We start from the raw sequence: 12143 nt of genomic DNA, 5'->3' as shown, positions 1-12143 counted from the left end.
CACGGGTCGGCCCGGCCGACGCCAAGGTGCAGGCGGCCGACCGGCGCGGTCAGCCCGGCCCTGCCGGCACCGTCAAGCCGGCGGCCCTGCCGGCACGGTCAGCGGGGTGGCGGCCCGAGCAACCGGGTGAGGGCGGCGAGCAGCTCCGGCGTGGGCTCGCTGCCCCGGTGGTACGCGCGGACGGCGCTGCGGCAGGGCGTGTGCCGGACCCAGAACTCGGCGGTGGCACCGGTCGCGTCCGCCACGGTCACGGTGTCGAACGCGGTCGGCGGCGGGTAGCCCGGCCAGTCGCCGCAGTCGCTGGCCGGCACCGACCGGGCGAAGGCCGCGTTGAGCACCGGCCGGAGCGCGTCCGCCCCGTCGCGCCGGGTCTCCCCGCGCACCAGCCGGGCGGTCCCGCCGTCCACCTCGTACCGGCAGGCGGCCAACGCCACCAGCGGGGTCATCAGGACGCTGTCATGCCCGGCCTGGTTGACCGCGATCCGGTCGGGTGGCCCGGGGTTCGAGGGGGTCAGCCGGACCCGGTCGACCGGCATGCTCGTCCGGCACGCGGGGGTGGCGACGGTGGCCGGGTCGGTGGCCGCGGCGAGCTGCGCCCGGTACCGGTCCAGGAACGCGCCGAACAGCCGGTGGTCCAGCCCTCGCCCGTGGCTGTCGGTGACCGCGACCGCGCAGTTGTCGTCGGTCCACACGGTCACCGGCGCCCGGTCGGGGTAGCGCAGCACGTAGGCGGTCTCCGCGGACCGTCCCACCAGGGTGCACCGCAGCCCCGGGTCGGTCGGGTCGGCCACGCGGGGCCGCCCGTCCGGCCCGGTCTGCCTCGGTGGCATCGCGTTGAGCAGCCCGACGATCTCGTCGACCCCGGTGGTGAGCACCCGGGGGCCGACGCGGTCCGCCGCCCGCGGCCCGCCACCGACCGGCACCTGGCAGGCGGTGACCTCCACCGCGCCCGCCGGCACCAGTGGCACGTCGTCGCCGTAGCGCACCGACTCCAGCCCGGGCCGCCGGCCGATGTCGTCGGGGCAGACCGCCGCGCCGACCGGCCCGCCGGTGGCGACCGGCGCCGGCCGGGAACCGCCCCGGTGGCCGGCGAGGAGTTGCGGCGCTCCGACCGTCAGCCCCACCGTCAGGACCAGGGCCGCCGCCGAGCCGGCGGCCAGCCGCCGCCGGCGCCGGCGGACCCGGGTGCCGACCGCCGCCAACCGGTCGGGCGGGGCCGCCAGCGGCGGTACGGCGTCGGCGAGCAGCCGCCGGACGTCGGAGTCGTCAGAACTCATGGCACGACCTCCCGATCGGTGAACAACCGCAGATCCGGGTCGGCGCGCAGGCTGCGCAGGGCGCGCGAGGACTGCACCTTGACCGTGTTGACCGAACAGCCCAACACCTGCGCGGTCCGCTCCACGGACAGGTCCTCGACGTACCGCAGCACCACGATCGCCCGCTGCTGGCGGCTGAGCCGGGCCAGCGCGCGGCGCACCGCGTCCCGGTCGGCCGACTCGCCGGCCACGTCGCCGGTCCCGCACGTCTCCGGCGTCGTGGCGGCCGGCACCTCGCCCCGCCACCGCCGCCGCCACCAGGAGGCGTACGTGGTGAAGAGCGCCCGTCGCAGGTACGCCTCGGGATGCCCGCCGTGGACGATGCCGGGCCAGCGCCGCCAGGCGGCCGCGAGCACGGTCTGGAGCAGGTCCTCCGCCCGGCCGGCGTCACCGGTCAGCAGCCACGCCGAGCGCAGCAGGGCGCCGGACCGGGCCGCCACGAACTCGGCGAAGCCCTCCGGTGGCGGCGGGTGCGGGCTGTCGGACATGCGTACCTCCCGCCAGGTGAACGCGGTGGCCGCGCCGGGAGGTTAACGCGGTCCGCGCCTTTCGTGGCGGCGGACCGCACACCCGGTTGGTTGCGCAGTCTCCGAATGGCCACCGGCGCGATCCGCGATTCCGGCCTGACCACCCTGGACGGCCGACCCGGCGACCCGGGCATCACCTCCGTGTGCGGGCTGGATCGCGGAGCGTTCACCGGGCGGCGAGGCGATCGGGATCGGTCGTACAGTGTGCGGACCATTCGATCGAGGAGGGTCCCGTGACCCAGCCGCCACCGGTGCCGGAGTCCCCGGAAACCGCCGGGGGGCCCGCGAGCACCGACGGTGAGAACCCCGGGCACGCGACGCCGTACCTGCTCGTCATGCCGCCCGTCGACGGTGCGCCGCCCACCATGGTGTGGCCCGGGGCGGAGGGCACGCCCGCCTGGGCGATCCCGGTCAGCATCCCGGCGGGCACGCGCGGGTACGCCGTGTTCGTCCCGCTGCTGCCGGCCGCCGCCCCGACGCCGGCGGGCACCGGCCCGGCCGCCGCCCCACCGACGCCGGCGGGCACGGACACCGGCCCGACCGCCACCGCCACCGCCCCGACGTCGGCGGAGCCGGACGCCCGCCCGGCCGCCGTGCCGCAGCAGGCGGACGGGGAGGTCCGGCCGGCCGTCGTGCCGCAGCAGGCGGACGGCGAGGTGCGGCCAGCCGTCGTGCCGAGGCAGGCGGCCCCGGACACCCGACCGGCCCCGACGGCCGCCGCCGACGCGAAGGGCTCGCCGTCGGCCGTCGAGCCGGCGCCGGAGGCCGCGCGTGCGGCGACGGCGTCCTCCGCCGGAAACCCGTCCCCCTCCCCTGCCGGCGCGCCGGCCGCCGCCACCACCCCGGCGCCTGCGGCGAGCACGCCGCCCCAACCGGCCGCCGCGCCGGCACCCGCCGCCACACCGACGCCGGTCGCCGCCCCGCCACCGACCGCCGCCCCGCAGAAGGCGCCGTACGGGACCAATGCGCCGGCCGCGTGGCCGCCCTACTGGGGCTACCAGCCGCCGCCGGTCCGGCCGTCGTTCCTCAAGACGCGGTGGCCGGGCCCGAAGGCGGCGCGGGACCGGTCCGTGCCGGCCGCCGTCCTCGCCGGGGCGCTGGGGCTGGCGTGCTTCGTGCCGCTCACCCGCACCGGCATCGGCTGGTTCCTGGGCTGGCTCACCCTGACCGTCGGGGTGGTCGTCGCGGTCCGCCGCACCGGCGCCGACCTGCCCCGCGCCGAGCGCTGGGTCCGCGCCGGCTGGGCGGGGGCCGCGCTGGCGCTCCTCTCGGTCCTGGCCTTCCGCAACGCCTGGTGGCTGGTGACGTTCTGCGTCCTCGGCGCGCTCGGCTGCGCGACCCTCGCGATCGTGGGCGGCCGGCTCGTACGCTCGATCCTGTTCAGTCTGGTGGCGGCGCCGTTCGCGGCGCTGCGGGGGCTGCCGTGGGTGGGCGGCCACCTCCAGGCCCCGGCGAGCCCGGGCCTGGCCCGTCGCGTCGTCGGGTCCGCCGCGGCCACGGTGGCCGCGCTGGTCGTCTTCGGCGCGCTCCTCTCGTCGGCCGACGGCGCCTTCTCCGTGGTGCTCGACGGGCTCATCCCCGAGGTCGACGCCGGCGCGAGGTTCGAATGGCTCTTCCTCGCCGGCATCGGCGGGCTGAGCGCGGTCGCCGCCGTCTACACGCTGGCCGCGCCTCCCGACCTGTCGACGGTGGACCGGCCCGGCGCGCCCCGCCTCGGCGTCGTGGAGTGGGCACCGGTCATCACCGCGCTGACGCTGCTGTTCGGCGGTTTCGTGGCGGTGCAGTTCACCGTCCTGTTCGGCGGGGAGCGGCACGTGCTGCGTACCGCCGGCCTCAGCTACGCCGAGTACGCGCGCAGCGGGTTCTGGCAGCTCGTCGTCGTCACGATGCTGACGCTGGCGGTGCTCGCCGGGGTGGCCCGGTGGGCACGGCGGGAGCGCCCGGTCGAGCGCCACCTGCTCCGGATCCTGCTCGGGCTGCTCAGCGCGTTCGGCTTCGTCATCGTGGTGTCGGCGCTGTCCCGGATGTACACGTACCAGAAGGTCTACAGCTTCACCGGGGAACGTCTCTTCGTGATGGCGTTCGAGCTGCTGCTCGGCACCGTCTTCCTGATGATCCTGGCGGCCGGGATCCGGTGGCGGGGAGCCTGGATCCCCCGGCTGACCGTGGCGCTCGCCGTGGCGATGCTGCTGAGCCTGGCCGTGCTCAACCCCGAGGACTACGCGGCGCGCCGCAACATCGCCCGCTACGAGCAGACGGGGAAGATCGACGCCTGGTACCTGCGGGCGCTATCGGCCGACGCGACACCCGCCCTGTCCGGCCTGCCGGACCCGGTGCGCCGCTGCACCCTGAGCTGGATCGCGGACGACCTCGACGAGCCGGACCCCTGGTACGCCTGGAACCTGGGCCGGGTCCGGGCGCGCCAGGCGCTCGACCGGGTCGGGCCGGGCGCCGTCGGCGGCACGCGCGACTGCAAGGCCGCCGACCAGTTCGACCTGCCCAAGAGCCGCCGCTAGACGGGCCCGACGCCCCCGGCCGGCCGGGGGCGTCGGGTCGGCCGGGTCACCAGGGCTCGGGGATGGTGATTGCCACGCAGCGCTGGGGGCCGGGAATCGGCTGGTAGCAGGCGGACGCCTCCAGGTTGTTGGTCAGGTCGGACCGGTGGAAGGACGTGCTGCCACCATTGACGCAGGTGCCGCCGCTGGTGGTCACGCCGCCGGTGACCTTGGCCGTGGCGCAGCCGACCGTGCCGGCGGTCTTCTCCACCGTGTTCAATGAGGAGCGCTGGTCCGCGTACTGGTGGGCGCCGTAGCCGGTCAGCCGCACGCCGGGACGGGTCACCGTGTACTGGAACGCCGTCGAGGTGTAGTACGACCAGCTCGCGCCGGTGCCCACGGTCCGCAGCTCCGGGTCGGCGGACGAGCCGGGGACGAACATGGCGAAACCCTTGTCATGGGTGGTCGTGCCCGAAATCATCCGATAGACGATCACCAGGAGCCCCTGGCTGTAGCTGCCGGTGGAATAGGTGAGATAGCTGCCGTTGCCGCAGGTGGTCCGGTCGGCGATGTAGCCGACGCCGTTGGCGTAGAGCATCACCCGGGCGCAGCGGGAGTCGGCGGCGGTGTCCTCGATGGGTGCCGACCGTCGTGCTGGTGCCCGAGTTGTCGGTGGCGTACCCGGTCAGCCGCACGCCCGGCAGGGTGCCGGCGTACTGGTAGGCGCTGGGGTGGTAGTAGCTCCACGAGGCCGACCAACCGCTGCCGGACGGCAGCGCGAACGCGGGCGAGGCGGGCAGCAGGGCGGCGACCAGTGCGGCGGCCAGGGCCGCGACCAGCATCGCGCCGGTCGACCGCCATCGGGGGTGGGTCCTCATCGCTCCTCCGATCTCCACGACGGGCGGACACCCGGCGTCAAGGATCAGGTTGACCGAGGGCGCCGGCCGCGCAGACGGCTCAGTCCCGAAGCGGACAGCCGGATCGACGTCACTCTTGCTTCGCACCACCGCTGTTCGGCGGTTCGGGTGCCACACCGGTGGGCTCACCCGCCGGGAAGCACGGTCTGAACACGGGACGGGGCCGGCCCCCCGGGCGGAGACCGGCCCCGTCGAAGCCACGGTGGGGGTTACCGGACCACGACGACGTGGCTGGCCCGCGCGTACAGGAACGTCTGGTCACCGTCCCACTGCACGGTGTACGTGTACTCGCCGGCCGCGCCTGGCGTGTCGGTGAAACGGAAGCTCCCGTCCTCGGCCGGGGTCACCGCGGGGAGGTAGACCGTGGTGATGTCCTCGCCGTTGACGATGCGCCACACCCGCAGCGTGGTGCCCGGGGTGAGTGGCCGCCCGGGGGTCTCCAGCACGCCGCTGAACCGGAGCTGCCGGCCGGTGCTGGCCGTGCTCGGCCCGGTGAGGCTCAGCGTGGACGGCTGCCGGGCCACCTCGACGGTGGCCGTCGCCTGACTCCAGCGGAAGGCCGAGTTGCCGTCCCAGAGCACCTCGTAGTGGAAGGTCCCGCCGACCGGCGGCGTGTCGGTGATGCTGAAGGTGCCGTCCGTGGCGGTGGTCAGCGGGGCGAGCGTCGCACTGGTTCCGTCCGGGTGCCGGCGTGTCACCACAAGCGGCTGCGCGCCGGGCGCCGACCCGTCGGACAGGGTGAGCCGGCCGGCCACGGTGAGCGGTACGAGTGCGGTCCCGGTGGCCGGGGCGGTCGCGCTCACCGAGGAGGGCGCCAGGGTGGCACCCCGCAGCCGCCACAGCGTGTAGCGCCCGGTGGACATCTCCAGCAGCACGGTGAACGCGTCGGTGCCGGAGAAGGTGAGCGCGCCCTCCACCACCTGACCGGCCGGGTTGTCGGCGGTGTGTCGCTTCGTGGTCGTCGCCGCGTCGTACACCGCGATGCGGGGGCCGGCGAGCTCGATGCGGTCCCGGGAGGCGCGTGCGCCGACGACGTGGGCGCCGTCCGGGCTGAGGGCGACCGCGTGCGGGAAGCCGACGAAGGTCGGTTCCTCGCCGTACGCGCCGGCGCGGGTGACGCTGGCGGTGTCCCAGATGTCGTACCGGTACGGCGAGTCGAACGCGGTGATCGCCTTTGAGCCGTCCGACGTGATGGTGATGTCCCGCAGGCGGCCGAGGCTGTAGGTGTGGCCGTCGATCACCCCGCGGAGGGTGGCTGGGGTGGTACTCACGTCGTACACGTACAGGTCGGCCGGGCTGATCCCGTTCTCGCCGGCCACTACGGTGGACCCGGCGGCGGCGACCATCGGCGGACCGTACAGCCCGCTGGCGATGCGGACCGGCTCGGGCGTCGTCGCGGACAGATCGAGGCCCACGACACCGCCGCTCCAGCTGTTGGTCGGACCGTGCCCGACCCAGAGACGGTCGCCGGCCAGCGACAGGTACGTCGGGTAGGGGAACGCGGCCAGGTCGAATCGCCGGGTGACGGCGAGGGCCGTGGTGTCGATCTCGGCGATCTCGTTCGAGCCGTTGAGCGCCGCGTAGAGGCGGCTGCCGTCCGGCGTGACGGCCAGGCCGTTCGGCTCGACGAGCCCGGTGATGGCGCCGACCTGGGTGCCACTGTCGTCGGCGACGACGATCCGGTCGCTGGCGGAGATGAAGAGCCGGCCGTTCCCGGCGGCGATGTCCTTGACGAACTTCACCCCCTGCAGAGCGGTGCTGGTGTCCGCGGCCTGGGCAGGTGCGACGGCGGCGACGAGCCCGGCCGCCGCGACCAGTGTCGACGTCAGGGCCGAGCGGGCCACTGTGCGGAACCGCATGAGCGGTCTCCCTTCGGTTGATACCCCGTGATGCCCGGCGGGCCGGCGGCCTGTGATCGGAGGCCGGTGCCGGGGCAGGCGGCAAGATCGCCGCTCCATTGGTATAGGGCGATGTCCCTGCCGGCGGCGTTACGCGGGGCACAGCGTCGATCGCTCACGGCAATGGCGCGGCTGTGGCATGGGGTCGAGCGCGGCCAGGTCAGGGAGAGCGGGTCATACCTCTGGCCGGATGCCATGCCGCAGGAGCGCGCGAACCGCGTAGCGCAAGCACCAGTTGGCGGGTGTCGGAGTCCTGGCCGGGGGTCAGGTGGCTGGTCAGGTTCCAGCCCCGACCGTCACCGATCGTGTGGATCTTCGTGGTCCACCCGCCGCGCGACTTGCCGAGCCCTTCCCGTCGCGCTGCGTCACCACTGTTCAGCCCCCCTTACGCGCGCCGGCGGCGTGCTGGCGGGCACGCACGATCGTGGAATCGGCGTTGCCGTGCCAGTCCAGGCCCCCGGCAGCGTCCGCGCCGGCCTGCAGCATCGCCTCGATCCGCGCCCAGGTCCCGTCCTCCTGCCAGCGGGCGAACCGCTTGTACAGCGTCTTCCACGGCCCGTACCGCTCTGGCACGTCCCGCCACGGCGCTGCCACCGACCATCCGCAGCGCCTGTTGGTCGCCGTGCACCCAGGCGTCGACGACCTGCGCCGACTCGGGAATCCGTACTGCACCTGCCAGCCGGGGATGTCGGTGCCGGACAACGGTGCCTCGAAGTCACCGTTGACCACCACCCGACGTGCCGGCGGCGTGGGCCGGCGACGCGAACCACCGGGCCGCCGACGCCGTGAGCAGCGCCCCCAGCAGGGCCGTTCGTCGGCTGAGCCTGGGAGTCTCCATCGGTACGACGGCCTCGCGGTCCACCATGCTCGGTCCTTCCGTTCGACGAACTGGATGCTGATGGTGGAGGCGTCGTCGTCAGGCGTTACTGAGGCGGTACATCTGGTCGCCGCGGAAGAAGAACAGCGACCCCTCGGCCACGGTGAAGTCGAACGAGGTCACTCCGCTGGCCAGGTCACGGACCGTCCCTGACCCGGTGTCGAGGGACCAGAGGTGACGCAGCGTGAGGATGTAGAGCCGGCCGTCGGCACCGAACTCGAGGTGTCCGTGCACCCACGCGGCGCTGTTGGCCCACTGCCACGTCCCCAGCCGGTAGGACTCAAGGATCGCGCCACTGGTCGGGTCGAGTCGGTAGAGCGTGTCGATCGACAGCGCCCAGACGTGGCCGTCCGGCCCCGCCTTCACCGCGGTGATCGCCTGCTGCCCGGGGAACGTCGTCTCCCAGACCTTGCGGGCACCGTCCGGGCTCCACCGGATCACCGAGGCTTCGGTCTCGACCGGGGTCGCGCCACCGCCGCCCCAGATCGAGGTGCCGATGACGAGGTCCTCACCGGTCGCCGTCATCGAGGTGCCGCTGCGCCGACCGAGCACGGTGTCGTACACGGTGACCGCGTCGGTGCGCGGGTCGATCGAGGCGACAACCCCGCCGAGGTGACCGTACACCGGGACCGTCGTGGTCCAGATCAGCCCACCGCTCTTCGCCCAGCCGAACGGGCGATCCTGGAAGTGCTGCTCCGACAGGTCGGCGAGCAGGCGGGGGTTGGTGGCCGCGGTCCACGGCGCCGTGGTGTCGTACCGGAACAGCTGGGCGTGCCCGTACGAACCGAGGTAGAGGTCGGGGCCGTCGGTGAACATCCCCTCGATCTGTCCCACGCCACCCTCCGGCAGCTGGGTGCAGGCCAGGGTGCGCGGGTCGCACTGCGCCAGGCCCGGGTGGATGAACCCGCTGACGTACAACTGGTTGCCGGGGCCGGTCTCGATGGCGTGCAGTTGCACCGGCACGGGCATCGCGCGCGACTGCCACTCGACCGACTTGTCGGACTCCGGGTTCCACGCGAGGTAGCCGCCGCGGCCGTCCAGCCACACCACCGATTCGCCCGGCATGTCGGGTCGCTCGAGGTCGACCCAGCCGAGGGTGCGAACGGCGGTCGAGGCGCCGACGCCGAGGTCCTTGGCCTTGCCGACCAGCGGGTTGTAGCTGTGCAGCCGACCCTCGGCGGGGAAGTAGATCTTGGTGCCGCGCTTGGGACTGATCGCCGTCACCCCCACGCCATGCACTTTCTGCCAGCGCGCGGTCCGGACGTCGTAGCTGTAGAGGTCGCTGCCGGTCACGCCCTGGATGCGGGTGTAGAGCAGGCCGCCCCGGAAGTCCAGGCTGTAGGCGAATTCGCGGTTCGCGACCTCGGCCGGCACCGGGATCGAGCGCTTCGTCCGGGTCACCGCGTCGTACTCGACGAGCTGCGGTTGGGTCGAGCCCATGCCGACGTACACCTTGGTGCCGGCGACGGCCACGGACCGGGCATAGCCCTGGCCTGGCGCCATCGGGCCGTGGTCCTCGTACTGGCCGGACGCCGGGTCGTAGCTGGTCAGGGCTCCGGCCGGTGACGAACCGAACCATAGCCGTCCGTCGCTGCTCTCCTCGATGTCCCACAGGTAGGTGCCCGCGCCGGCCCCGCGGCCAAGGTTCTCGACCGTGCCGGTGCCGGGGCGGTAGCGGTACAGCAGCCCGCCCGGCCAGGTCGCCACATAGACGTCCCCCGAGCTGTGCTGCACCAGCGACCACGAGCCCCCTGCGCCAGGCAGGGGCAGGGTGCTCTCGAGATCACCGGTCAGCGTGTCGATCACCTGAAGCACGGCGGGGTTGCCGTTGCTGACGGTCCACGTCTCCGAGCGGCCGTCGGCTCCGGTGCCGATCGTGGCCCCGATCAGGTTGATCGCCTTCAGCGGGCTGCCCAGCGGGGTCTCGGTCCAGTTGGCGCGCTCCAGGGAGATGCTGTCCCACCGCGCGGTCGTGACGTCGGCCGAGGACGAGTAGAGCATCACGCGCGCCGACGCCGTACCGGCGGGGGCGGTGGCACGGAAGGACCGCCACGTCCAGCCGGCGGTGAGGCCGCGGAGGCGTTCGCTTTCGGTGCCGAGCTGGCGGCCCGCGGCATCGTAGAAGTACACGAACAGCGACGGCGTTCCCTCTGCCACCGACAGCCAACCGCCCACTTCGTACGAGCCCGCGGTGGCCGGCAGCGCGGCGCTCCGCAGCGACGCCGACGCGATCAGCGAGTCGTCGACCATCAGCGCCGCCCACTGGCCCTGGTGGCCCGGTTGGGCGACCGACCAGGTGCCACCGGCAACGGTCCACGGTGCGAGGGTGCCGCTCTCGAAGTCGAGGTTGGGTTCGGCCGCGGCCGCGGCCCCGCTGATCGGGACGAGCGCGAGCGCCGCCGTCGTGGCGAGGGCGACCAGGCGTGCGCCCGCGCGTCGGCCCCTCGTCGCGATGGTCCTCGCGGCTCTCAGTCTGCGCGTGAATACCTGCTGGTCTGCTGTGGTGAGGCGCTCGGCACTGACCATGTCGACGACCCTCCTGGGCGTCCCTGCGTCGCAGCTCCATCGCACGCGAACTCCGCAACGACTTTCTTGCGGAAGACTTCCATTGTTTGCGGAACGTTGTCAACGGCGGCCTGGGCACGTTTTGCACGGCAATGGTTCGGCCGGCGGGGGAGACGTACTGTAACGTTTACAGCAAGTGGTGTGAGGGGTGATGGAGTCGTGGGAAGGGCCCGACTGGCCGGCAAACCGACCCTGCGGGAGGTCGCCGACCGCGCCGGGGTGTCGATCGCCACGGCGTCACGCGCGATGACCGGCCGTGGCCAGGTGTCCGCGGCGACGGCGGTCGCGGTCAGCCGCGCGGCCAAGCAGTTGGGCTACGCCGTCGACGACGTGCGGGCCCGGCGTCGCGAGCGTCGACTCGCGGTGATCGTCGGGAGCCTCTCCGGACTCTTCGTCGACCAGATCGTCGAGGCGGTCGAGGCGGTGAACGGTGCCGGCACGACGGGCTGCGTTGTCGCTACGACCGGCGACGACCCGGTGCGGGAGCTGACCCAACTCCGGTCTCTGCTCGAGGACCCGACGGTGTCGGCCGTGGTGGTCGCGGGTGGTCGTTGGAGCTCGGCCGGCTACGTCCAGGACCTGGCGGCGCTGGTGCGGGAGTACGCCGTGGCGGACAAGCCGCTGGTGTTCTGTGGTCGGCCGGCGGTCGACGCCGGGAGCCCCGGACTCGTCGTCAACTATGACAACGTCGGTGGTGCCGCCGCAGCGATGTCGTACCTGTTGAGCCACGGGCACCGGGACGTGCTCTTCGTACGGGGACCGCTCGGCTTCTCGACAAGCGACGCCCGGGCGCGGGGATTCGAGCAGGCCTGCGCCGAGTTTGGTGTCGAGGTCAACCCGGCGCTGGTCCGGATCGGGTCGCGGGATCGTCGGACCGGTGTCGAGGCGGTGCGGGCTGCGCTGCAGGATGGACCGGCGTTCACCGCTGTCTTCGGCGAGTGTGATCTGATCGCCCTGGGTGCACTCGCCGCGCTCGAGGACGCCGGGATCGCTGTGCCTGAACAGATGTCGGTCATCGGCTTCGACGACATGCTGTTGTCGGCGGACCTCCGGGTGCCGTTGACGACCGTGCACGTGCCCTTCGGGGATGTTGGGTACACGGCCGCCCGGATGGCACTGCAGCCGGACCGCGCCAATCGCGAGGGCAAGCTCGTTGCCGGGACGCACCTGGTGATCAGGAAGTCGGTGCTGCCCAGGTCAGCGATCCCGGGCGGGGCCGCGGTGGCGCTGCCGGTAGAACGCCTTCGGTGAGGTGCGCCCGTCGAGCGCGGACCGCAGCCAATGCGCCCCGCCTCGCGCGGCTGCGAGGAATGCCTCGATGATCTCGATCGCTTCTGCGTGGTGGCCAGGTTCGACGGGTTGAGTGTTGCGAGGCTTGGCGCGCGCTCGGCGGACGTGACTCGGCCGACCGCAGCCCATGGTGATCAATGCCTATGAAGGGATCCCGCCCGAGCCTGGGTTCCACAGATGTTGGGCGGTCTAGGCACATGGATCACGGGAAGATGCAGGTCAGAGCGTTGCCGGATAGCGGAACGGCTGAAAACGCCT

The 12143-nt window shown here is 73.3% G+C and carries 9 protein-coding genes; 2 read left to right on the top strand and 7 right to left on the bottom strand.

The features are described from left to right. Positions 1–98: 98 nt before the first annotated feature. Together ACZ6O2_RS04595 and ACZ6O2_RS04590 are read right to left on the bottom strand one after the other, a co-directional pair. Positions 99–1277: a hypothetical protein gene (locus ACZ6O2_RS04595; protein WP_466022003.1), complete on the bottom strand. Its 1179-nt coding sequence runs from the start codon at positions 1275–1277 to the stop codon at positions 99–101. Continuing rightward, positions 1274–1804, bottom strand: a complete 531-nt coding sequence (locus ACZ6O2_RS04590; protein WP_466022002.1) for a SigE family RNA polymerase sigma factor — start codon at positions 1802–1804, stop codon at positions 1274–1276. The genes ACZ6O2_RS04595 and ACZ6O2_RS04590 overlap by 4 nt, the downstream gene beginning before the upstream one ends. A 272-nt stretch (positions 1805–2076) precedes the next feature. Between ACZ6O2_RS04590 and ACZ6O2_RS04585 the strand changes: the two genes are divergently transcribed. Then, the gene (locus ACZ6O2_RS04585; protein WP_466022001.1) at positions 2077–4359 is read left to right on the top strand and encodes a DUF4153 domain-containing protein; all 2283 of its coding nucleotides are present in this window, start codon (positions 2077–2079) and stop codon (positions 4357–4359) included. A 46-nt stretch (positions 4360–4405) separates the two neighbouring features. Here ACZ6O2_RS04585 and ACZ6O2_RS04580 read toward each other — a convergent pair whose 3' ends face one another. The 5 genes from ACZ6O2_RS04580 to ACZ6O2_RS04560 all read right to left on the bottom strand — a co-directional run bounded on the left by ACZ6O2_RS04580 (position 4406) and on the right by ACZ6O2_RS04560 (position 10556). Continuing rightward, positions 4406–4939 carry a hypothetical protein gene (locus ACZ6O2_RS04580; RefSeq protein WP_466022000.1) on the bottom strand — a complete coding sequence of 178 codons (534 nt, stop codon included), beginning with the start codon at positions 4937–4939 and terminating at the stop codon, positions 4406–4408. A 525-nt stretch (positions 4940–5464) separates the two neighbouring features. Continuing rightward, positions 5465–7114: a hypothetical protein gene (locus ACZ6O2_RS04575; protein ID WP_466021999.1), complete on the bottom strand. Its 1650-nt coding sequence runs from the start codon at positions 7112–7114 to the stop codon at positions 5465–5467. A 414-nt stretch (positions 7115–7528) separates the two neighbouring features. After that, the gene (locus ACZ6O2_RS04570) at positions 7529–7747 is read right to left on the bottom strand and encodes a transposase (protein WP_466021998.1); all 219 of its coding nucleotides are present in this window, start codon (positions 7745–7747) and stop codon (positions 7529–7531) included. A gap of 121 nt (positions 7748–7868) precedes the next feature. Then, the gene (locus ACZ6O2_RS04565; RefSeq protein WP_350712496.1) at positions 7869–8018 is read right to left on the bottom strand and encodes a hypothetical protein; all 150 of its coding nucleotides are present in this window, start codon (positions 8016–8018) and stop codon (positions 7869–7871) included. 51 nt (positions 8019–8069) lie between these two features. Continuing rightward, the gene (locus tag ACZ6O2_RS04560; protein WP_466021997.1) at positions 8070–10556 is read right to left on the bottom strand and encodes a hypothetical protein; all 2487 of its coding nucleotides are present in this window, start codon (positions 10554–10556) and stop codon (positions 8070–8072) included. A 96-nt stretch (positions 10557–10652) separates the two neighbouring features. On the opposite strand from ACZ6O2_RS04560, the gene ACZ6O2_RS04555 reads away from it, so the two are divergent. Next, on the top strand, positions 10653–11846 hold the full coding sequence (locus ACZ6O2_RS04555) for a LacI family DNA-binding transcriptional regulator (protein WP_466021996.1): 1194 nt from the start codon (positions 10653–10655) through the stop codon (positions 11844–11846). Positions 11847–12143: the final 297 nt, after the last annotated feature.

The sequence above is a fragment of the Micromonospora sp. NPDC048040 genome, assembly GCF_055587185.1.
This window is presented reverse-complemented; position numbering and strand designations above follow the sequence as displayed.

What these genes read in the sequence shown, in the direction of transcription:
- ACZ6O2_RS04575 (WP_466021999.1), bottom strand. Translation starts at nt 7,114, where the DNA reads ATGCGGTTCCGCACAGTGGCCCGCTCGGCCCTGACGTCGACACTGGTC.
- ACZ6O2_RS04560 (WP_466021997.1), bottom strand. Translation starts at nt 10,556, where the DNA reads ATGGTCAGTGCCGAGCGCCTCACCACAGCAGACCAGCAGGTATTCACG.
- ACZ6O2_RS04595 (WP_466022003.1), bottom strand. Translation starts at nt 1,277, where the DNA reads ATGAGTTCTGACGACTCCGACGTCCGGCGGCTGCTCGCCGACGCCGTA.
- ACZ6O2_RS04590 (WP_466022002.1), bottom strand. Translation starts at nt 1,804, where the DNA reads ATGTCCGACAGCCCGCACCCGCCGCCACCGGAGGGCTTCGCCGAGTTC.
- ACZ6O2_RS04565 (WP_350712496.1), bottom strand. Translation starts at nt 8,018, where the DNA reads ATGGTGGACCGCGAGGCCGTCGTACCGATGGAGACTCCCAGGCTCAGC.